This window comes from Pseudomonas sp. PNPG3 (assembly GCF_023093815.1).
Lineage (GTDB): Bacteria > Pseudomonadota > Gammaproteobacteria > Pseudomonadales > Pseudomonadaceae > Aquipseudomonas > Aquipseudomonas asiatica.
In genome coordinates this window covers 11,936-34,032 of sequence record NZ_JALLKV010000053.1, presented here as the reverse complement: position 1 = coordinate 34,032, position 22,097 = coordinate 11,936, and the positions used below count along the sequence as shown (strand labels likewise).

The following is a 22,097-nucleotide window of genomic DNA, read 5'->3' as shown; positions in this document are numbered from 1 at the left end:
TAAGGACAAAAACAATGCACTCGAACCCCGTTTCCATCAGCCTCTCCAGCTACGGTGCCGACTTTGTCCGGCAACGTGGCCAGGAGCAGTTCCTTGACCTGCTGGCTGCCGCCGGCGTTACCCGCGTGGAGCTGCGCGAAGAACTGTTCACTTGTGCGCCGGACACTGCAGCGCTGGCTGCAGCCATTGCCGCGCTGCGCCTGGAGTGCCTGTATTCCACGCCCCTGGAACTGTGGACAGCACAAGGCGTGCCTGACCCGCAATTGGCGCAGAAGCTTGAAACTGCCCGCGCCCTTGGCGCGGTCGCGCTCAAGGTTTCCCTGGGCCACTACCATGCGGGCTGTGACGTCGCGGCCTTGGCGACGCTGTTGCCGGCGCATGGGCCATTGCTGCTGGTGGAGAACGACCAGACCGCGCAAGGTGGACGGATCGAACCCCTGCAGCAGTTTTTCCAGCGCGCCGACGAGCTTGGGCTGACCCTGGGCATGACCTTCGACATCGGTAACTGGCAGTGGCAGGGCGAGCCTGCCCGGCATGCCGCACGCCAGCTGGGCCGCTGGGTGCGCTATGTGCACTGCAAGGCCGTGCAGTGCCGGGCCGATGGGCGCCTGGTTGCCGTACCGCCAGAGGCATCGGACCTGCAGGAGTGGGCCGAGCTGATGGCCGAGTTCACCCCTGGCGTGGTACGCGCTGTCGAGTACCCGCTGGTGAGCGACGATCTGCTGGCGCTGACCCGTGCCCAGGTGCGCGACCTGGCGGCGCTGGGGCAGGGCGTATCGAGTGAGGAGCTGAGCCATGCATGAGCATGACGTGTTGTGTTTCGGCGAGACCATGGCCATGTTCGTCGCCGAGCAGGCCGGCGACCTGGCCAGTGTCGGCCAGTTCGGCAAGCGCATTGCCGGCGCCGACAGCAACGTGGCCATCGGCCTGGCGCGGCTGGGCTTCAAGGTCCGCTGGCTGAGCCGGGTGGGCGACGATTCGCTGGGCCGTTTCGTGCTCGACAGCCTGCGCCGCGAAGGGCTGGACTGCTCCGGCGTCGAGGTGGATGCCAGCTACCCCACCGGCTTCCAGCTCAAGGCCCGCTGCGATGACGGCAGCGACCCGGCGGTGGAGTACTTCCGCCGTGGTTCGGCAGCCAGCCGGCTGTCACCGGCGCTGCTGCGCCCGGGTTCTCTGCAGGCCCGCCACTTGCACGCCACCGGCATCCCGCCGGCGCTGTCGGACGGCTGCCGGGCGCTGTCGCATGCGTTGATGGACGCCATGCGTGCCGCCGGGCGCAGCATCTCGTTCGACCCCAACCTGCGCCCCTCGCTGTGGCCTGACCAGAGCAGCATGGTGCGCGAAGTCAATGCCCTGGCGGCCAAGGCCGACTGGGTTCTGCCAGGCCTGGAAGAGGGCCGCCTGCTGACCGGGCAGCACACCCCGGCAGACATCGCCGCTTTCTACCTCGACCAAGGGGTGGAACTGGTGGTGATCAAGCTGGGCGACGCCGGTGCCTACTTCCGCAGCGCCAAGGGCGAAGGCCAAGTGGCGCCAGTGCCGGTCAGCCAGGTGGTAGACACTGTTGGCGCCGGCGATGCCTTTGCCGTCGGCGTGCTCAGTGCGCTGCTGGAGGGCCACCCGGTAGCCGAGGCAGTGGCGCGTGGCAACTGGTGCGGCAGCCGCGCCGTGCAGTCGCGTGGCGACATGGAAGGGCTGCCGCTGCGCCATGAGCTGCAAGCCCACGACTTGCGCAGAAGCGCCTGAACACTTGACCCGAAACACCTGTTGCAACAAAAACAACAAGCTCAGGAGAAACGAACCATGCAAAGCCAAAGCCTGGCACCTCGCCGCTGGTGGTACATCATCCCGATCGTGTTCTTCACCTATAGCCTGGCGTACCTGGACCGCGCCAACTACGGGTTCGCCGCCGCTTCCGGCATGGCTGAAGACCTGCATATCACCCCCGCACTGTCTTCGCTGCTGGGGGCACTGTTCTTCCTTGGTTACTTCTTCTTCCAGGTGCCCGGTGCCATCTATGCCGAAAAGCGCAGTGTGAAGAAGCTGATCTTTGTCTGCCTGATACTCTGGGGCGGCCTTGCCACGCTCACCGGTGTGGTCAGCAACGTCTACATGCTGATCGCCATCCGCTTCCTGCTCGGGGTGGTGGAGGCGGCGGTGATGCCGGCCATGCTGGTGTACCTGTGCCACTGGTTCACCCGCGCCGAGCGTTCGCGCGCCAATACCTTCCTGATCCTCGGCAACCCGGTGACCATCCTGTGGATGTCGGTGGTGTCGGGCTACCTGGTCAAGCATTACGACTGGCGCTGGATGTTCATCATCGAAGGCCTGCCCGCCGTCATCTGGGCGTTCTTCTGGTGGCGCCTGGTGGATGACCGCCCGGCCCAGGTGAACTGGCTGAGCGTGCAGGAAAAGGCCGCCCTTGAGCAGGCGCTGGCTGCCGAGCAGCAAGGTATCAAGCCGGTGAAGAACTACCGCGAGGCGTTCCGCTCGCCGCAGGTGATCATCCTTTCGCTGCAGTACTTCTGCTGGAGCATCGGTGTGTATGGCTTCGTGCTGTGGTTGCCGTCGATCCTCAAGCAGGCGGCCAACCTCGACATCGTGCAGGCCGGCTGGTTGTCGTCGGTACCTTACCTGGCGGCGGTGCTGGGCATGGTCGGTGTGTCGTGGGCGTCCGACCGCCTGCAGAAGCGCAAGCGTTTCGTCTGGCCGCCACTGCTGATCGCCGCCGTCGCGTTCTATGGCTCCTACGCCCTGGGCAGCGAGCACTTCTGGCTGTCGTACGCGTTGCTGGTGGTCGCCGGCGCCTGCATGTACGCACCCTATGGCCCGTTCTTCGCGATCGTGCCCGAGATCCTGCCGGCCAACGTCGCCGGTGGTGCCATGGCACTGATCAACAGCATGGGCGCGCTGGGCTCGTTCGGTGGCTCGTGGCTGGTGGGTTACCTCAATGGCGTCACCGGCGGGCCTGGTGCCTCCTACCTGTTCATGTGCGGTGCGCTGCTGGCCGCAGTGGCGCTTACCGCCGCACTCAATACTTCCCAGACATCCGGCCGGGCCAAGCGCGGCAACTCGCGTCTGGCCATGAACCATTAGGAACCTGTGCAATGAAGAAGCGAATCGTCCTGTACAAACGCCTGTCCGACGACTTGATGGCACGCCTGCAAGAGCGCGTCGAGGTGACCTGGGTGGATACCTCCCAGCCCGATGGCCTGGCCCGTCTGCGCGATGCCTTGCCGGGGGCGCACGGGCTGCTGGGGGCCAGCCTGCGCCTGGATGCCAGCCTGCTCGACCTGGCGCCACAGCTTGAAGTGGTGTCCAGCGTTTCGGTCGGTGTCGACAACTACGACATCGCCGAACTCAGCCGGCGTGGCGTGATGTTGACCAACACTCCCGACGTGCTGACCGAAACCACCGCCGACACGGGCTTCGCCTTGATCCTGGCCACCGCCAGGCGGGTGGTGGAGCTGGCGAACTGGGTGCGAGACGGGAGCTGGCAGGCCAACCTCGGCCCGGCGCATTTCGGCAGTGATGTGCACGGTAAGACGCTGGGCATCGTCGGCATGGGCCGCATCGGCGAGGCCCTGGCCCGGCGCGCCGCGGCCGGCTTTGGCATGCGTGTGCTGTATCACAGTCAGCGTGCAAAGCCAGAGGTGGAGGCGCGCCATGCTGCGCGTCAATGCAGCCTGGACGAGCTGTTGCAGCAGGCGGATTTCGTTTGCCTGACCGTGCCGCTGAGTGCCAGCACCGAAGGCCTGATCGGCGCGCGGGAGCTGGCGCTGATGAAGCCCCAGGCAATTCTGGTGAACATTTCCCGCGGGCGCGTGGTGGATGAGCCAGCGCTTATCGAAGCGTTGCGTGCCCGGCGCATACGCGGCGCCGGCCTGGATGTGTTCGTGCAGGAGCCGTTGCCGGCGCAGTCGCCGTTGTTGCAGCTGGACAACGTGGTGGCGACCCCGCATATCGGCTCGGCGACCGAGGAAACCCGCCAGGCCATGGCGCGCTGTGCGGTGGACAACCTGCTCAGTGCCCTGGCTGGTGAGCGCCCGGCCAACCTGGTGAATGGCTAAGTTCGCGGGCGCGCCCGCTCCCACAGGTATGGCGCATTCCTTCAGCGGGTGGGCATCCTGTGGGAGCGGCCTTGTGTCGCGAAAGGGCTGCAGGGCAGCCCCCGGAGTCAATGCGATTCTGAACGCTGCGCCTGCGCTGGCGCAGCACTCTCCACCGGCTCCAGCGGTGGGTGCTCCTGCGCCGCGTGCATCAGGTCTTCGGTCACCCGCAGCTCGGCACCGGTCGGCGAGAAGGTGGTCGAAGCGGTGAACGGAGCCGGGTGTTCTGCCGCCGGGCGCTTGCCTCGGCGCCACATGAAGAAGCACACCATGGCCAGGTTGACCACGGCAAAGGCCCAGAACAACCCGGCCTCGCCAAACTCGGTCATCATCGGCGAAATCGCCACCGGCGCCATGGCCGAACCCAGCGAGTTGATCAGCAGCAGGCCTTGGATCATCGGCACCAGTGCATCCGATGGCGCGCGGTCGGCCGCATGGCTGACCGCCACCGGGTAAAGGGTGAACACGCCACCGCCCAGCAAGAACAGCATGGCCGGAAGCAGGATCGAGTCAGACGGCAGGAACACCGTGACCAGCGACAGCAGCACGCACAGCCCGGCCAGGGCGATCAGCACATCCTGGCGGTCCTTGCGGTCAGACCAGCGCCCGACCGGGTATTGCAGCAGCATGGCACCCAGAATTACCCAGGCCATCATGTTGCCGACCTCGCCCACATCCAGGCCGATGCGCTGCAGGTACAGCGGCAGCAGGGCATAGATGCCGGCAATGGCCACACCCGAACCGAAGCAGCCGACCAGGCCCGACGGCGCAACGCCCAGCAACTGGCGCGGCTTGAGCGGTTCGACCTGGTCCAGCAGTGGCGACACCCGCGGCAGGATCACGATGGGCAGTACCGACAGGGCGGCGAGCACGCCGGCCAGCATGAACGGTGCGGTGTCACCCATCTGGGTGATTTCGCCAAGGCCGGCCTGGGCGATGACCCCGGCGCCGTAGAAGGCGATCATGTACAGCGCCAGCAAGCGGCCGCGGATCTTGGCGTCACCGGCCAGCAGCAGCCAGCTTTCGATCACCAGGAACACGCCCACTGCCGCCCAGCCGTTGATCAGGCGCAGCACCGACCACCAGGTGACGTCGTAGAACAGGCCTTGCAGCAGGATGGTCACGGCGATCAGCGAGGCAAAGCTGGTGTAGGCGCGGATATGGCCGATGCGCAGGATCAGCCGGTCGTTGAAGATGGCACCCAGGGTCAGGCCGATGAAGTAGGTCGAGGAGACCACACCGATGGTGGTGGCTGATTCGCCGGCAGCGCCCAGGCGCAGGGTGGTGAGGGAAGACATGAAGCCGTTGCCCAGGGCAATGATGAACAGCCCGAGCAGGGGCGCCAGCGCCATGGCCAGCAAACGCGGAGACATAGGTACCTCTAGTTGGATGAGCGGAATGAGCGCCTTTTCGGACGCGCACACCGGCTCGACCCGAACGGGGCCGAGTGGCTGCACGGATGTGCCTGGGCTGGATGCGACGTTGCCGGTTGCCACCGTTCAAGGCGACGGGCGAAAAGGAAGCGCGATTCTACGGGCTTGCGCGGTTTTGCCCAAGGGGCTTGGGTGTGCGACGAGACGCCGCAGTCTGTGGGCGACACGAATGCGTCTTGGGCGGACATCCCGGGGCCGCAAAGCAGCCCCGGCAATACCGAAGACTGCGGCATAATGCGGGGCCTACCCCCAAGGAAGGCCCCCATGTTCGCTTCGCTGTTCGCCGTCCTGGCCCCGGTTTTCATCGTCGCCGGCATCGGCTATGCCTGGGCCCGCAAGGGCCTGGACTACCCCACCGAATTCATCGCCCGGGTGGTGATGACCGTCGGCACCCCGTCGCTGGTGCTGTCCACGCTCAGCCGCACCGAGCTGGACCCGAACGCTTTCACCAGCATGGCCATGGCCTGCCTGCTGTGCACCTTGGGCATGGCCCTGGCCGGCTTGCTGGTGTGCCGCGCTTCGGGCATGCACTGGCGTGTGCTGTTGCCGGCGTTCATGTTCCCCAACACCGGCAACATGGGCCTGCCGATCAGCCTTTATGCCTTTGGCGAACACGGGCTGGCCCTGGCCGTGGCGTTCTTCCTGACACTGTCGATCGTCCAGTTCACCCTCGGCATGGCCATTTCCGGTACTGCGGCTTCGTTCAAGGCACTGCTGCGCAACCCTATCGTGATCAGCCTGTCCGGCGCCATGCCGATCATCTTTCTCGATTTCGAGTTGCCGCGCTGGCTGGCCAATACCGCGGACCTGCTGGGCGGCATGACCATCCCGCTGATGTTGCTGACACTGGGCGTGTCGCTGGCCAGCATTCGCCTGCACCATGTGGGCAGCGGCATGCTGCTGGGCGGCTTGCGCATTGGCCTGGGGGCTGCCGTAGGCTGGGCGGTAGGTGCGGCGCTGGGCATGGGCAACCTGGAGCGTGCGGTGCTGGTGGTGCAGTCGGCGATGCCGGTGGCGGTGTTCAATTACCTGATGGCGGTGCGCGCCAACCGCGAGCCGGAGCAGGTGGCGAACCTGGTGATGTGTTCCACGGTGTTGTCGTTTGCCTGGTTGCCGGTGGTGCTGGCCTGGTGGATGTAAGTCTGTACCGGCCCTTTCGCGGGTAAACCCGCTCCCACAGGTACTGCGCAGGTCTAAAGGCCTGTGATGGACCTGTGGGAGCGGGTTTCCCCGCGAAGAGGCCGGCACGGCAGACGGCTATTTCTCCTGCAACCGCCACCCCTGGCTGGTCAGCACCATCGCCCGGGTTTCCTTGAGCGGTGCGTCATTGCTGGCCACCGCCTTGCCCAGTTCGGCAATGCTGGCCTTGACCCCGTCATCCCGGGCCCAAGCCGGTAACCCGGTGATCTTGTAGGCATAGGTCACATTCGACATCTTCTGCCCGGTCACCTCGCTCGGCTCACTGAACTGCTCGATCGCGGTGACCTGAGCCTTGCCGAAGCACAGCCCGTTATTTGCCTTGTAATACTTGCGGCCTTCGTCGGTGAGGTCATAGGCGTAGTAGATGTCCGTGCGTGCCGCTTGCCACAGGCGGGCGGGCACCTCGGTGCGCGAGATCTCCTTTTCGCTGACCACACCTACCTGGGCCAGGGCATGCAACGCCTTGTTGGTGCCATGGACGTCGAAGTCCTGGGTTCTGGTGGGGAATGAACTGATGACGAAACAGTGTGGGTACTGGGTATCGAGGTAGGCCTGGGCGGCCTTCTGGAAACTGGCCTCGCTGGTTTCCTCGCTGTTCGAGCAACCGGCCAGGGTTGCCAACAGCGCCAGCGGCACGATCTTCCTGTACATGGTGACACTTCCTTGGGTGACAAAGGCAAACGGGTCGTGCGCGATTAGAACCTACGGGCTAGAGCGGCGCAATCATGGCAAGACGGCATCTCTGTTCACCACAGATCTTGCAAGCTGTGTAAGTACCTGTAGGAGCGGGTTTACCCGCGAAGAGGCCGGTGCAGGCGCTACAAGGCCTTGGCCAGAAACGCCGCAGTGCGGCTTTCAGCACACCCGGCCACCACCTGTGGCGTGCCGCTGACCACCACCTGGCCCCCGGCATCCCCGGCCCCAGGGCCGATGTCGATCACCCAGTCGCTCTGCGCGACCACCCGCATGTCATGCTCGACAACCACCACGCTGTGCCCGCCATCGACCAGGCGGTTGAGCTGCACCAGCAGCCGGTCGATGTCTTGCGGATGCAAGCCGTTGGTAGGTTCGTCCAGTACATACAGCGTCGCCCCGCGGGCCATGCGCTGCAGCTCGGTGGCCAGCTTGATGCGCTGCGCCTCGCCGCCGGACAGTTCGGTGGCCGGCTGCCCCAGGCGCAAATAGCCCAGGCCGATGTCCTGCAGCACCTGCAGGCAGCGGCGCGCCGCTGGCTGCTCGGCGAACACTTGCAGGGCCTGGTCGACGGTCAATTGCAGCACCTGCGCGATGTTCATGCCTTGCCAGCTCACCGCCAGGGTTTCCGGGTTGTAGCGAGCGCCATGGCAGGTCGGGCAGGGCGCATAGACGCTGGGCATGAACAGCAACTCGACACTGACGAAGCCTTCGCCCTCGCAGTTCTCGCAGCGCCCCTTGGCAACGTTGAAGGAGAAACGCCCGGCATCGAAGCCTTGTGCCTTGGCCTGTTCGGTGGCAGCGAACAGCTTGCGTACATGGTCGAACAGGCCGGTGTAGGTGGCCAGGTTGGAACGAGGCGTGCGGCCGATCGGTTTCTGGTCGACCTGCACCAGGCGCTTGATGCTGCCAAGGCCGGCGCTGACAAACCCGCCGCTGGCCTGTTCGGGTTCATCTTCCAGGCTCTGCTCCTCAGGCTCGCTGCGCAGGTCTGCATGGCCCAGGTGCGCCCCCACCAGCTCGAGCAGAGCCTGGCTGATCAGGCTCGACTTGCCCGAGCCGGAAATACCGGTGACGGCGGTAAAGCAACCCAGCGGGAATGCGGCACTGAGGTCGTGCAGATTGTTGCGGCTGATGCCTTCGAGCTTCAGCCAGTCGCGGGCCTGGCGTGGTGTGCGCGTGGCCTGGGCCAATGTACTGAACAGGTAGGCCCGGGTGCATGACTCCTCGACCCGGGCCAGGCCGGCGGGCGGCCCGCTGTAGAGAATGGTGCCGCCATGCTCGCCAGCGGCAGGCCCTACATCCACCAGCCAGTCGGCGCGACGCATGGTATCCAGGTCGTGCTCCACCACATACACCGAATTGCCTGCCTGCTTCAGGCGCTGCAGCGCTTCGAACAGGGCTTCGCTGTCGGCCGGGTGCAAGCCGGCCGACGGCTCGTCCAGCACGTAGATCACGCCGAACAATTGCGAGTTCAGCTGGGTGGCCAGGCGCAGGCGTTGCAGCTCCCCAGAGGACAGGGTAGGGGTGCTGCGCTCCAGGGCCAGGTAGCCCAGGCCCAGGTCGAGCAGGGGACCGATGCGTTCGAGCAGTTCGTTGGCGATGCGTTGCGCGGCGAGGCGTTTTTCCAGGGTCAGGTTGCCGTCGTGCTGCTCCAGATAGCCTGGCGCAGCAACCTGACGGAACACCTCGGCCAGCGCCTGTAACGACAACCGCGACAGCTCGCCTATGTCGCAGCCGGCGAAGGTTACGTCCAGCGCCTCACGTTTGAGGCGCTTGCCCTGGCACTGCGGGCATGGGCTGGGGCGCATGTACTGCGACACACGCTTGCGCATCTGCGCGCTCTGCGAGTGCATGAAGGTGTGCAGCACGTAGCGCCGGGCACCGCTGAAGGTGCCCTGGTAACTCGGCTCGAGCTTGCGCTTGAGCGCAGCGCGGGTCTGCGCCGGGGTCAGGCCGGCATACACCGGCACCGTGGGTGTTTCTTCGGTGTAGAGAATCCAGTCGCGTTGCTGCTGGGGCAGGTCGCGCCAGGGGGTATCGACGTCATAGCCCAGGGTCACCAGAATGTCCCGCAGGTTCTGCCCCTGCCAGGCCATCGGCCAGGCCGCTACGGCCCGTTCGCGGATGGTCAGCGACGGGTCGGGGACCATGGTCGCTTCACTCACTTCATAGACCCGCCCCAGCCCATGGCACTCCGGGCAGGCACCTTGCGGGGTGTTGGGCGAGAAGTCCTCGGCATGCAACATCGGTTGCCCGGCCGGGTAGCTGCCGGCGCGGGAGTAGAGCATGCGGATCGAACTGGACAGGGTAGTCACGCTGCCCACCGAGGAACGTGCACTCGGCGTGCCGCGTTGCTGCTGCAGGGCCACGGCCGGCGGCAGGCCTTCGATGGCGTCGACGTCCGGCACGCCGACCTGATCGATCAGGCGCCGGGCATAGGGCGCCACCGATTCGAAGTAGCGGCGCTGGGCTTCGGCGTAGAGGGTGGAGAAGGCCAGCGAGGACTTGCCCGAGCCGGACACCCCCGTGAATACCACCAGCGCGTCGCGAGGGATATCCACATCGATGTTCTTCAGGTTGTGCTCGCGGGCGCCACGAACGCGAATGAAGCCGGTGGGGGCGGGTGAACGTGGCGGCATCTGAGCGGTCCTTGGCGGTTGAGAGCACTCACGTTAGCAGTATTTGTGGTGCCTGTACCGGCCTCTTCGCGGGTAAACCCGCTCCCACAGGGACCGCGTACAACCTGGGCGGAGCGGGTTTACCCGTGAACAGGCCGGTGTAGCCGATACAGCATCAGGATCTTGGCTCGCGGGTGCCCAGCACGTCGCGAATGTTGTCCACCACGTTGCTGTCCTTGATCACATCGCTCAGCCAGCCTTCCAGCGGCATGTTGCCCCACTTGATGGCGCGTTCGATCAGGTAAGGCACCGGGCTTTGCGGTTCGCTCTGCTTGAAGAACTGGGCGATACCCGCAAGCATGGTGAAGGCTTCGTCGCGGGTCAGTGGCGTCGTGCGCATCGGCGCAGGCGTGGTGGCCTGGACGGGTGTGTTCATCGGTTCACCTGCTTCGCTGGTGGGGGCAACAGTGGCTTCGGGCTCTGCCGCTGCCGCAGTGGCGGGGTGCAGTTCGACGCCGCGGTCCTTGAGCAGTTTTTCAGCCAGCTGGCTGGCGCGCGACAGCATGTCGGCAAGGCTGGCAAAGCTGGGCGCCTCATGGCCGAACAGGCGGTCGGCACTGGCTTGCAGGGCTTTGCAGGCCTCCAGGCTGGCGGCGATCTGCAGGGCCTTGGTGCGCAGGTGTTCGGTGTCGCTGAGCGCCACCGAGCGCTGGAAGATTTCGGCGTTGATCTTGCCTTCGTTCAGCGCGGTCTGCATTGCCTTGGGGTTCTGCAAGGCAAGGTTTTCTACGTAGCGTGATTCGTCATAGCGCAACACGCCAAAATTCTGCCCTTGGGTAATGGGCAAGCCACCGGCAATGTCGGTGAGCGTGGTCTTCAGCCAGGACAGCCGCGCAGCGCGTTCGTCCAGGCCATCTTCGAGTGTTGGGTACAGCGTGTCCCAGAATGCTTCCAGTACCTGTTCGGTCAGCCGAAGGCCAAAGGTGATGCCTTCGAAATGTTCACGCTGGGCCAACCCTTCGCTGAGCCAGGCTACCAGCATCAGGTCCTTGCTTTGCTGCGCCAGCCCTTGGGCCGACAGGTTGACCACCTGCTCCCAGTCGGCGGTCTTCAGGTCGGTTTGCCAGTCGCCCTGGGTCAGGTAGTCAGGGTCTGCCCGGCGTGCCTCCTTGATCTGGTCGAACAAGGCAGAGAAGCTCAAGTCTTCGCCACTGCCACCCTCGATGGGTGCGGTCAGCGTTGCCAGCGAAAGGTCATTGAGGATTTCAGGCATAAAACACTCTGGTCATGGCAGATGAACAGCGTGCCAGGTCACCTGGCACGCTGTGGGATGTGGGCCGCCGTAGCGGCCCCCGGGTACGCAGGTTATCAGGCAAACACTTTGTTCGCGGTGCGGTCCCAGCCGCCGACGATGTTGCCGCCAGCCTGGCCGTCGGTGCGGTTCTGCTGGGTGTAGGTGGTCTTGATGCGGGCGAAGTTGAAGCTGATTTCTTCGACCGGCAGGTCGCTCACAGCCTTGTCTTCACCGTTCTGGTTGCCACCGGCGATGAAGCGCACCGAGGACACCACGACTTCTTCCATGTCGATGGTCAGGTAGGTGACCTTGTCACCACCGGCGCGGTTCACGTTCAGCTTCAGCTTGGCGATGTGCTTGCCGGTGCAGCAGTGTTCGAACAGCTTGGCCGAAGCCTTGTCGACCGCCTTGCGGATCTTGAAGTCGCTCAGGGCAACACGCTCGGACGACGCACCGCCCGAGGAGCTGGCGGTAGCCGAGGTGGCCTGGGTGGCGCCGTACTCGTAGCCCAGCACTTCGATCCAGTCCTTGTGCTTTGCATCCAGTACTTCGCCCGGGATGCCGTCGATTTGGATATACGCGTCAAATGCCATTGTGAAACTCTCCATTAACAACATTTAAAGGGTTGCTCATGCGCCCCTTGGTTTTGACCTCGCCGAACCTGTCGGCAGAGGTAGCTTTCCGCCACCCGGGCCTCCTCCTGTGAGGCCCGGGTAGCCGGTTCTTGCAGCGGGCTTCAGTTGAGCCCGCGTACTTCGATTTCCACCCGGCGGTTGGGCTCCAGGCACTTGATCAGTTGCGCTCGCGGTTGCTGCAGGTCGCAGTTGACCAGCGGCTTGCGGCTGCCTTCGCCCTGGGCGACCACCAGTTCGGCAGGTACGCCCTTGCCGACCAGGTAGGTGCGAATGGTCTGCGCCCGCTGTTTCGAAACCTGCAGGTTGCCTTGGCTGTCGCCGAGCTGGTCGGCGTGGCCGGAAATGATGATCTTGCCGATGTCGGGCGTGTTCAGCAGTTTGCTGGCGATCGCGCTCAGCTGGCGCTGGCCCTCGCTCTTCAGGCTCTGGAAGTCGGCCCGGCCGAAAGCGAACAGGGTGTCGGACTCCAGCGTGATGGTCTCGATCGAACGCAGCGACTGGGCGCGCAGGCTGTCGATGTAATTGCGCGAACTGGACATCAGGAAGGCGTTGTCGAGGATACGCGGCACATCCGGCTCACGAATCTGGTCGCTGTAGAAGGTGATCTGGCGGCTGGCGTACAGATAGTTCTGGTTGCCGCCAGCCTCGCTGGCGGCCGCGGCCATGCTCTTGCCGGTATGGCGAGCGATGGCCGGGTACCAGTAGTCGGGCAGGTGCGCCTTGAGAAACGCCGGGTCGGCGTTTTCGCGTCGGGCCGGCGAGAGCATCACGTAGGTATCCAGCGCCGCCTTGCCGAAGTCGGCGATCGACTGCGCGCGGTTGTCATGTGGCAGCGCCTCGGCCTCGACGCTGTCCACGCCGCTCACAGGCTGCAGTTCGCGGGTGTTGCGCTGGTACACCTTGATCGTGGTCAGCAGGTACAGGGTGCGGGTCAGGTTGTCTGCCGTGGGCTTGAGCATCACGTTCTGCAGCGTGGCGAAGTAACGGCTGCGCAGCAGCGGCTCGACCTCATGGCCCTGGTACAGGCCCAGGCGCATGCCCAGCGGCACGCCCTGTTCGCGGTGCTGCCGATAGTAGTGCTCGGCCCAGAAGCGCAAGCGATCAAGGCTATGCCAGGCGGCGTACTGGCCGCGGGCAGCCTGGTCGTCGGCCTTGGCCTGGGCCAGTTCGCCGGCGATGTTGGCCAGGATGGCGCGGTTGTTCAGGTACGACCAGCCCCACAGGCTGCACAGCACCAGGGCTGCCAGGCCGGTGGCGGCAACCCAGCCCGCCTTGCGCCGGCGCTCCCGCGTGTTGCTGGTGTACAGCGCCACCAGGTGCTGGTCGGGGATGATCACCTTGCGGAACAGGCTGTTGATGAACAGCGGCGCCGGCTGGCTGACGGCAGTGGCGGTGCCTTCAGCATGTTCGAGGGCGAAGCGTTCGGCCACATGCTGGCCGTGGCTGCCCCACAGGGCTTCGTCTGCCTGCAGTGCGGCAGTGAAATAGAAACCGCGCAGCATTTCGGCGTTCTGGTACGGGTTGGCGCGCAGCAGGCTGTCGACGAATTGTTGCAGGCGCGGCTTGAGTGCGGCCAGCTCCAGCGGGAAGCGATAGGCCGCATTGTTCTGCCGGGTTACCTGAATATCTTGCTGCACCAGTTGCTGGTTCGCCACCTGCTGCCAGTAACCGGTCAGCTCGTCCATCGCCTTGCCGAAACGCTGGCCCCAGTCGGCCTGTTCGTAACCCTTGTGCGAGAAGGTCTTGCCCATCACCTCGCCACGCGCGGCGTCGTCAAGCTGGCGATAGAACGGGGTGAAGCCGGGAATCAGGTCGCACTTGGTGAACACCAGGTAGATCGGCAGGCGCACTTCCAGCAGCGCGCAGCTTTCCTGGATCCGTTCACGCAGGCGCTTGGCCACGCGGTCCTGGTCCTCGGCCGAGCCATGCAGGATGTCGGCGATGCTGACGCTGACGATCAAGCCGTTGAGAGGGCGGCGTTGGCGATGCTGGCGCAACAGCTGCAGGAAGCCGCGCCACTTGCCGGCTTCTTCGGGGCTGTTCATGTAGCGCCCGGCGGTATCCAGCAGCACGGCTTCGGAGCTGAAGAACCAGTCGCAGTTGCGCGTGCCGCCAAGCCCCGCAACCCGTGCGCCTTCGCGTTCGGCATAGGGGAAGTTCAGGCCCGACTGCAGGATCATCGTGCTCTTGCCGGCGGCCGGCTGACCGATCACCAGGTACCAGGGCAGGGCGTACAGCGCGTCCTTGGCCGAGGTGCCGCGAGGTGTGTTGCTGCGCAGGCGCTCGATGCTCTGCAGCAGGCGTTCGCGCAGCAGGCTTACTTCTTCGCGGTCGGCGGGGGTGGCGTTGAGTACCGCCTGGTCGGCATCGTCGCGCAGTAACCCTTCGAGGTTGTGGTGCTGGCCGGCGCCGCGATAAAGCAGCAGTACATAGCCTGCCGACAGCAGCAGAAACACGCCGATACCGGCCAGCAGGCTATGCAGCGAGGCGAAGCCCAGGGCGCAGCCGATGGCCCAGACCAGGAAGATCGCCAGGAAGAACGCCACTCCCAGCAGGTAGGGTTGGTAGCGCAGGCAGTAGTACTTGATCTTGTTCATACAGGCGTCGCATCCAGCGCATCGACGAATTGGCCGATGACATGTTCAAGAGATCGGTCGTAATCGTGCAGCCGTGGCGCTACCGTCAGCAGGTCGAGCGGCTCCAGATGCTGACCTGCTTCGGCGCAACCACTGAGCAGGCGGTAGGCACAGTTGGCGTGGCGCGACGGCAGGCAGTACAGCCGTGGCTTCATGAAATCGTCGGCCAGCAGGCTCACCGCCGGCACGCCGGGCTGCCGGCTCATGCGGGTCAGCCAGGTCAGCCAGAGGTCGGCGGTAGGGTTTTTCAGGCCGCGTTCGGCCGGCAAGGGCAGCTCGATGCCACCGGCGAAATCGTTGTGCAGCACGGCTCGGCTTGCCTGCAGCAGCGCAAGCGCCTTGTCACTTTTGAAGTCCGGCCAGGAGCGCAGCAGGGCGCGGGCGACATCGGCCAAGCTGAAATCCTTGAGGAATTTGGCGTGCACCTGGCGGAACAGGTCGAGGTCCTGGGCCTGCAGCGGCCGCAGGGCCTTGATGCGTTCGAACAGGCTGGCGCAGTCAGCGCCCTGCACCGCCTGGTGCAGCATCGGCTTGATCTGCGCGCTGAACAGCTCGCCGAGGGTGAACGGGTTCACCAGCATCGTGGCTCCCTCGCCCTTGAGCAACTGGAAGATGAAGAACGGGTAGCGTCGCTGGCTGGCATCCCGCGAGCTGAGCAGGCCACCCAGCAGCCAGTTGCCGTTGCTCGCGCGGTAATTGAAGAAGCACATCGGCAGTGCGTCGAACAATGCCTGCCAGTCTTCGCGGTGGCGCATGGCCGCCAGCGCAGACTGCAGCCAGGCGTCGAACTCGCAGACTTCTTCCGCCGCGCCATGCAGGCTGACGAAGTCTGCGCTCGACGGCAGCTTGCCGAAGCAACCGATCATTGGGCGCCCCTGTCGTTGAGGGCGCTCAGCGCCTTGACATCACCCAGGTCGGTCAGTTTCACCCCACCGAAGTTACGCACTACAAGGCTCACGCGGCCGCTGGCGGTGTTCCAGCTGAAGCGTTGCTGAATGCCGTCCAGGTCCTCGACCCGGGCGCTTTCGTTCATGCGCAGCAGGCCCCAGCGCCCGGGGAAGTCGAACACGGTGACCCGCGCGCCACTGAGGGTGACCACATCCAGGCGGGCACCCGGAGCGTTGCTGGTGCCCGGCCAGGCGAAGCGGTTCCAGCTACTGCGGCCGTTGCGGTAGTGCTGTTCCTGGCCATCGAGGGTGAACACGATGTCGGTGAAGTTGGCAGAAGGTTCCAGCATGATTTCGAAGCCGTTGTCACGGTCCGACAGGCTGGCGATCACCTGGCCCACGGAGCTGGCCTTGTCGATGCTGTTGAGCATGCCTGGGTTGACCAGCGCCGGTGCCTTGCCGTCGCCCACACCCAGGCCTTCACCCCCGGCCAGGTTGCCGATTTCGTTGCGCTTGAAGGCCGGCAGCAGGCCGCTGTCGGGGTCGACGAAGCGCTGCAGGTCCTTTACCGACGCCTCGTTGCGGCTGCTGCCGGCAATCGGGTAGCGGTGCGCCATGACCTGTTCCCAAGGCTTGGCGATCTGCTGCGCCCAGGCCTTGGCGATCTGCTGGCCGGCCGGGTCGCGCAGGGTCGCCCAGGCATACTGGATAGGCAGGCTGAACAGCCCCTGCAGCGAGCGCGACAGGCCGTCCTGGCTGGTGTCGACGCTGCTTTCCACATAGTTGCGTACGGTGGTGACTTCGCTCGGCTGGCCTTCCAGGGTCTCGCTGATCAGCTGCTTGCTGCTCTTGCCCACATCCTGCGAACGCTGGATGTTGTTCATGCGCACCTTGAGCTTGCGCAAGGCGGCCAGGTAGCGGTCCATGATGGTGCTGTCGGCGCCTTCGGCGTTGTTTTCGGCAAATACTCGCGCCACCGGTTCGAAGCGCTTGGCCAGGCTGCCGTCGTCCACCGCCGGCAGGGCCGGGGCGACGTTGGCGGGCAGGGCGTCCTTGTCGTCGAACAGGCCGGAGACCTTGCTCCAGAAGCCGTCTTCGCGGGTACTACCGAGGGCCGGGATAGCGTGCTTGGCCGGCAGGTCCCATTGGGTGTTGTCATTGACCGCAGCCAGCAGGTTCTTTACCGGCGAGTTCTGCACATCGCTGAGCAGCCCCAGCTGCTGGGTGGCCGAGGCCAGGTCGGCGAAGTGGCGTACCCCCACGCTGCTGACCATCTTGTACCAGGCCTGGGTGTAGTCGCGTTTGTAGCGGGTCATGAACTCGCGCACGAAGTTGGCCTTTTGCACGATGGCATCGCCACCTTCACCGTCCAGCACCCAGTCCGACTCGTTGCGCAGGTTGCCCGACACCAGCTTGATCAGTTCCGGCTTGACGAAGGTATCCCAGCCCTGGCGGGTATAGATTGCCGGTACGCCAGCAGAGCCATACAGCAACGCGCGGCCCGGTTGCGGCACCAGGTCGTTCAGGCTCAGGGCCGGGAACTGGCGGCTCGACTCGAGTTGCAGGCGCAGGTACTCGCGATCGACCAGCGAGCTGGAGATCATGAACGACTTGAGGTTTTGCCGGGTTTCGTTGATCAGCTGTTCGTTACGCGGCAACGACGGCGCCTGGCCTTGTTCCAGCAACTGTACGTACAGCGGGGCATTTTCTGCGATCACGGCTGCGTCGGCCGGAGTGCCTTCGGTGGCGGCGTTGGTCCAGGCCTGGGGCAGGTTGGCAGCGACGAAGGCCGGGTCCGGATGGCCTTGGGGCTCGGTCAGCAACAGGTACAGCTTGAGGGTGTTGTAGGCATCGATGATCGAGGCCACCTGCTGTTCGTCGAGGCGCCCGAGCATTTCTTCGGACAGTGACAGGCCACCGGTGGTGGCAGACAGCTCGGCGGCATCGCTGGCGGTGGCCAGGTTGACCTTGGCGGCATAGGCACCGGCGCGGCTGTTGCCCAGCGCAGCCTGGGCCTTGGCTGCAATGGCCGGGGCCAGCGGCTTGCCATTGCGTTTTTTCGGTGTCGGGGCCGGGGTGAATTCCAGCTCCTGGTTGATACCGTTGGCGAAGGTGTTGAAGGCCCGCATCTGCACTTGCAGGCTGCGTGCGATCGGCTCCAGCGCCTGGCTGCGCAGTTGCGCCAGGTAGGCGGTGCGAGTCACCTGGTGGATGGCTTCGCCATGGTACAGGCCACCCCCCAACTGCAGTGGTACACCCTGCAGGCGATGGTTTTCGACGCGGGCCATCTGTTCGCGCAGCACTTCCAGGCCCTTGCCAGCGGCCAGCTGCTGCTCGCGGTCTTCTGCCTGCTCGATCTGCGCCAGCTGCCCGCGCAGGCTGTCCAGCCATTGGCGGTTATTGGTGAACGACAGTGCCTGCCAACCGATGAACAGCAACCCGGTCGCGGCGGCCAGGCCCAGCAGCAGCGGGCTGAACGCAGCCTGGCGGCCCAGGCGCGACTGGTACAGGGTCAGGTCGCGATCGGGGAAGATCACCTGGCGGAAGGTGTCGGTGATGAAGTAGCTGCGGTTGCCCGCGGCCTTGCCGACGTTCTCGGCGTGCTCATCGTAGGCGGCTTGCAGGGCGAATTCGTCGGCGATGACGTCTTCGTATACCTGGCCCAGCTGCTGCCCGGTCTGCAGGGCGCTGGTGAAGTACAGGCCGCGCAGCAGCAGCGGGGCACCGCCGCGATGGCCGCGGGTGAAGTGCTCCAGGAACTGCTCGAGGACACCGCTGAGTGCGGCGAAGTATTGCGGGAAGTTCAGCAGGGTGCTGTCGGCTTCGGCACCGAGGGCGATCACCTGCGCATCGACATGCTGGCGAATGTGATTCTGCAGGTTGCCCAGGCGCGTCTGCAGCACGGCGTGCAGGCCGTTGTTGCGGATTTCCGACAGGCCGAAGGTCATGCCCAGCGGTTGCTGGCGTTCATGCAGGTCGAGGCCGTCGAACGCCTGGCTGAAGCCCGGCAACTGGTCGGTCTTGCTCAGCATCAGGTAGATCGGCGGGTTGGCGTCAAGGCACTCGGCGTACTCTTCCACCCGCGCCACCAGCTGGGCCGCCAGGGCATTGCGTTCGTCGCTGTTGGCCGCCAGCAGCTCGGGCAGGCTGACCACCATGACCAGGCCATTGATCGCCGCCTTGCCGCGCTGCTTGCGCAGCATGCGCAGGAAGGCCGAGAACTCGCTGGCCGACTGGTCATCACGCAAATAGCGGCCGGCGGTGTCGATCATTACCGCGTCGGGGCTGAAGTACCAGTCGCAGTGCTGGGTGCCGCTTTCGCTGTCGTTGGCCGTGGCAATGCTGGCCGACAGGCCGGAATGGGTCAGCAGCGAGGTCTTGCCGGCTGCCGACATGCCAACCACCAGGTACCAGGGCAAATCGGACAGTGCCGCCTTGCCACCGCCTCCAGCGGAGCGGTCGGTGCGCAACATGGCAATGGCATGCTTGAGGCGTTCGCGCAGCACCTGCTGGTCACGGAACTCGCCAGTGGCATTCCACGAGCGATCAACCTCGATCTGCAGCAGGTTCTCCAGGTTGTGCTCGGCGCGAATGCGCTGGTATTGGCGCAGCACGATCACCAGCAGGAAGCAGGCGCTGATGATTGCCAGTGCTTCGGGCAGGTGCTGTTGCAGCCATGGCAGCAACGGGGCGACCAACCAGCAGGTCAACAGGCTCGCCAGCCACAGCAGCAGCAGGAGAAACCAGAAATTCTTCAAAAGGCGCAATAATGTTTTCATGTCTTCCTGACTCGGCTACCTGACGTTTGCTCAGGCACTGAACAGCTGGCGGATTTGTTCGGAAAGGGCGGCGACGTCCTTGTCCAGCAACCAGTCCAGCGTCAGGTACACGGCGACGCAGACCAGCGCGATCAGCGCCAGGTAAACCCACAGCGGCACCTCGTGGCGCAGCATCTGCGACACCTGGTCGGGCAGTGCCCAGTCCGGTGACAGTGCTTTGGGCGCCTTGCGGTAGCGGGCAATATCCTGGCCCAGGGTATTGGCCAGGTAGCGCAGCTGGTCTTTCTGGCCGAGGCTGAACTTGCCCTCGAAGCCCAAGGCCAGGCACAGGTGGTAGACCTCGAGTACATCGATGTTCTGCTTGACGTCGGCACGCAGCGCATCGACCTTCTCGAAGAAGCCTTCACCCGCCAGGTGCACGCCGAAGTAGCGGAACTGCAGCGGCTGCAGCTCGAAGTGCTGGCGCAGCTGGTTGTCGCTCGCGCGCAGCACGCTCTCGTCGAGGAAGGCACACAGCGCGTACTGGGTGTCCTTGACCTGTTCGGCGCTGTAGTTGGCTGCGCGGGCGTCGCGTTCCAGGTTGGCGAAGAAGCGTTCCACGCTGGCTTCGAAGGCCGGCACCGAGGTGACCTGACGACCACGTCGCACGATCAGGGCCATGCTGATGAAGTCCTGGACCAGGTCCTTGAGCGTCGGTTTGTCGTTGGCGGCCGCGACGGCGCCCTGTTGCAATACGGCTTCGGTCATTTGAGCACCGCCATCAGTTCAAGCTTGAGGTTGGTAAAGGCGCTGGGCGCGTAGAAGCAGATGGTCTGGGCATTCATCATTCGCTCGTAGACATGGCCATGCGGCTCGATGGCGAAGTACTGGTTGTCCAGGCGCACCGGAATTGCGTTGGGCAGCCGTGCGGCATGGTTGAGCGTGACGCCGGGCATCGCGCTGTTGACCACCACCTCGATGTCTTCCGGCGAGCCGACCTTGAATGCCCGCGGTACCAGCTCCAGCAGGCTGGCACCAGGCATGTCGGCATGGACCGAGATATAGAAGTCGGCCTCGGTCAGGCGTGGATCGTGCAACTGGCCCTGCCAGTACGACGGCTTGGTCTGGTTGAGGTTGATGACGATGCACTGGTTGGGCACCACGTTGTCGAGCATCACCCGGATCATCTCGTCGAGCTTGACCAGCGACGCGGCCGGGTCGTGATGGTCGTATTCGGGGATGTCGCTGAGCTGGGTGTCCAGGGTGAACGTCAGCAGGCCACCCGCCAGGTCGGCAAGGAACAGGTACAGGCGCTCGGGGTGCAGGCGCGGGTGCGCCAGCAGATGGGCCAGCTGCGGGTGGGCGCGGTTGACGGTGTTCAGCAGCCAGAACAGGGTTACGTCGCTGGAGCCGAACTCGGCGATCTGGTCGGCGCGTTCGCGGCGTCGGCCGGACAGGGCCTTGCTCTTGGCCTGCAGGGCGCCGAGCAGGCGCTTGCCGATGCCGGCCAGGGTCTCGTGGCTGCCCAGATGCAGAGTGGGGTGGACGAAATGCGGGTCGAGATTGAAACCGCCCATGCTGTTGCGGGTCAGCCTGGCCAGCGGGCAGTGGCTGTAGCCGTCCAGGCTGTCACCGTCCACCAGCAGCACCACGTTCAGGCGCAGGCTGGTGATTTCGTTTTCCAGCTCGCCTTCATTGAGGTCGGGCAGGGTATCGAACTGCTTGCGGAAACGCCGCGCGGCCTTGTGTTCCTGGCCATCCTCGACATAGTTCAGGCCGAATGGCTCGGGCAGCTTCAAGGCAGCATGAACCTTGAGGTCGTTGGCCTTGAGCAGGTCCTTGAGGTCGCGGGCAGCCGGCAACGGGTCGTGCTGCGGTGCGTCGTAAAGGCTGCCGTCAGGGAACACCAGCTTGAGTCGCTTGAGCTGCAGCGAACCGTTGGCCAGGGCGTCCTCATCCACCTGCAGTACCTGCACACCCCAATGGAATGGGGTGGTGCGCAAGGTCGCCTCGGCCAGCTGGTGCTGGTGGAACTCATCCTGGTACTGGAAGTGCTGGGGCAGCAGGAACATGCCTTCCGACCACATCACCCGGCTCTGCTTGCTCATTTGACGCTATCCACTAAAGAGTTGAAGGTTGAATCCATGGTGTTCTGTGCCGATTTGCCGGCGGCATCGCTGGCCTTGTCGAGCACGGCGTCCTGCACCTTGTCGGTGAGCGTCGGTGCGTTGTCCCGGGCCTTCTGCGCGGCTGCCAGCTGGTCGGCGGTCGGCGGTTTGTTCAGTACGTCGACGCCACGCATGGCGCTGATTTCGGTGTTGTCCACCAGCACCCGCAGGCCGTCGGAAGAGAACCAGATACCGTCCTTGCGCAGCGAGTTGGCGTCGAAGGCGACCTTCCAGCGCGCGTCCTGTTCGTTGCGGAAGAACGCTGCCACGCCGACGTAGCGAGCGCTCTTGGCCAGTGGCCACTGGTCGATCTGGCCGATGCCCGGCAGCAGGGTGATCTCGCGGGCTTCCACCAGGGTGTTGCCCAAGGCCTTTTCCGGGGTGTCCCACAGGGTCTCGGCATCGGTCGCGGCGAAGCGTTCGAGGTCGGTCAGCTGGTACACGCGCATCACCACCGACAGCGGCTTGCCCTCGGCATCGGGGTTGAGCTGGTTGCCGCCGTCGGAGGTCAGGATGACCTTTTCGCTGTCGGCCAGCATGTCGGCCGCCCAGCTGTCTTCCATGCGCTTGCCGATACGGTCGGTGACCCCGCAGCCGGCCAGCGCCACTAGCAAGGCCGCTGTGGTCAGGCGTTTGAGGGCGGTGTGCTTGTGTTGCATGACG

The 22,097-nt window shown here is 64.9% G+C and carries 16 protein-coding genes; 5 read left to right on the top strand and 11 right to left on the bottom strand.

The genetic code is table 11. The annotated features are described in order from the left end of the window. Positions 1-14 precede the first annotated feature (14 nt). Genes MJ643_RS24760 through MJ643_RS24745 form a run of 4 tightly spaced genes read left to right on the top strand, consistent with a single transcriptional unit; the run spans position 15 to position 4,070 of the window. Positions 15-803, top strand: a complete 789-nt coding sequence (locus MJ643_RS24760) for an AP endonuclease (RefSeq protein ID WP_208209559.1) — start codon at positions 15-17, stop codon at positions 801-803. Then, the gene (locus MJ643_RS24755) at positions 796-1,746 is read left to right on the top strand and encodes a sugar kinase (protein WP_123085299.1); all 951 of its coding nucleotides are present in this window, start codon (positions 796-798) and stop codon (positions 1,744-1,746) included. Before MJ643_RS24760 ends, MJ643_RS24755 begins: the two co-directional genes overlap by 8 nt. Positions 1,747-1,803: 57 nt before the next feature. Continuing rightward, complete coding sequence (locus MJ643_RS24750) at positions 1,804-3,096, top strand: MFS transporter (RefSeq protein WP_208209558.1); 1,293 nt, start codon at positions 1,804-1,806, stop codon at positions 3,094-3,096. Positions 3,097-3,107: 11 nt separating this feature from the next. Continuing rightward, the gene (locus MJ643_RS24745) at positions 3,108-4,070 is read left to right on the top strand and encodes a D-glycerate dehydrogenase (RefSeq protein ID WP_013972765.1); all 963 of its coding nucleotides are present in this window, start codon (positions 3,108-3,110) and stop codon (positions 4,068-4,070) included. A 107-nt stretch (positions 4,071-4,177) separates the two neighbouring features. Here MJ643_RS24745 and MJ643_RS24740 read toward each other — a convergent pair whose 3' ends face one another. Further along, positions 4,178-5,482 (bottom strand): MFS transporter, encoded by a 1,305-nt coding sequence (locus MJ643_RS24740; protein WP_023663517.1) that lies wholly within the window; start codon positions 5,480-5,482, stop codon positions 4,178-4,180. 324 nt (positions 5,483-5,806) lie between these two features. Between MJ643_RS24740 and MJ643_RS24735 the strand changes: the two genes are divergently transcribed. After that, the gene (locus tag MJ643_RS24735) at positions 5,807-6,682 is read left to right on the top strand and encodes an AEC family transporter (protein ID WP_247727030.1); all 876 of its coding nucleotides are present in this window, start codon (positions 5,807-5,809) and stop codon (positions 6,680-6,682) included. 117 nt (positions 6,683-6,799) lie between these two features. On the opposite strand, the gene MJ643_RS24730 is transcribed toward MJ643_RS24735, so the two are convergent. The 10 genes from MJ643_RS24730 to tssJ all read right to left on the bottom strand — a co-directional run bounded on the left by MJ643_RS24730 (position 6,800) and on the right by tssJ (position 22,093). Then, entirely contained in the window at positions 6,800-7,393 is a 594-nt protein-coding gene (locus tag MJ643_RS24730; RefSeq protein WP_208209556.1) for a hypothetical protein, read from the bottom strand. A gap of 167 nt (positions 7,394-7,560) precedes the next feature. Further along, a complete protein-coding gene (gene uvrA / locus MJ643_RS24725; protein WP_208209555.1) occupies positions 7,561-10,077 on the bottom strand; it encodes an excinuclease ABC subunit UvrA in 2,517 nt (838 codons plus the stop codon). 154 nt (positions 10,078-10,231) lie between these two features. Further along, the gene (gene tssA, locus MJ643_RS24720; RefSeq protein ID WP_013972760.1) at positions 10,232-11,329 is read right to left on the bottom strand and encodes a type VI secretion system protein TssA; all 1,098 of its coding nucleotides are present in this window, start codon (positions 11,327-11,329) and stop codon (positions 10,232-10,234) included. A gap of 95 nt (positions 11,330-11,424) precedes the next feature. Next, positions 11,425-11,943 carry a type VI secretion system tube protein Hcp gene (locus MJ643_RS24715; protein ID WP_013972759.1) on the bottom strand — a complete coding sequence of 173 codons (519 nt, stop codon included), beginning with the start codon at positions 11,941-11,943 and terminating at the stop codon, positions 11,425-11,427. Between the two features lie 143 nt (positions 11,944-12,086). Further along, on the bottom strand, positions 12,087-14,582 hold the full coding sequence (gene tssM, locus MJ643_RS24710) for a type VI secretion system membrane subunit TssM (protein WP_013972758.1): 2,496 nt from the start codon (positions 14,580-14,582) through the stop codon (positions 12,087-12,089). Beyond that, complete coding sequence (gene tagF / locus MJ643_RS24705) at positions 14,579-15,487, bottom strand: type VI secretion system-associated protein TagF (RefSeq protein ID WP_208209554.1); 909 nt, start codon at positions 15,485-15,487, stop codon at positions 14,579-14,581. The genes tssM and tagF overlap by 4 nt, the downstream gene beginning before the upstream one ends. Next, complete coding sequence (locus MJ643_RS24700; RefSeq protein WP_208209553.1) at positions 15,484-19,287, bottom strand: type VI secretion protein IcmF/TssM N-terminal domain-containing protein; 3,804 nt, start codon at positions 19,285-19,287, stop codon at positions 15,484-15,486. The genes tagF and MJ643_RS24700 overlap by 4 nt, the downstream gene beginning before the upstream one ends. Before the next feature lie 30 nt (positions 19,288-19,317). Continuing rightward, on the bottom strand, positions 19,318-20,034 hold the full coding sequence (icmH, locus tag MJ643_RS24695; RefSeq protein WP_023661181.1) for a type IVB secretion system protein IcmH/DotU: 717 nt from the start codon (positions 20,032-20,034) through the stop codon (positions 19,318-19,320). Then, on the bottom strand, positions 20,031-21,374 hold the full coding sequence (gene tssK / locus MJ643_RS24690; RefSeq protein WP_013972754.1) for a type VI secretion system baseplate subunit TssK: 1,344 nt from the start codon (positions 21,372-21,374) through the stop codon (positions 20,031-20,033). Before tssK ends, icmH begins: the two co-directional genes overlap by 4 nt. Beyond that, positions 21,371-22,093 carry a type VI secretion system lipoprotein TssJ gene (tssJ, locus tag MJ643_RS24685; RefSeq protein WP_013972753.1) on the bottom strand — a complete coding sequence of 241 codons (723 nt, stop codon included), beginning with the start codon at positions 22,091-22,093 and terminating at the stop codon, positions 21,371-21,373. Before tssJ ends, tssK begins: the two co-directional genes overlap by 4 nt. Positions 22,094-22,097: the final 4 nt, after the last annotated feature.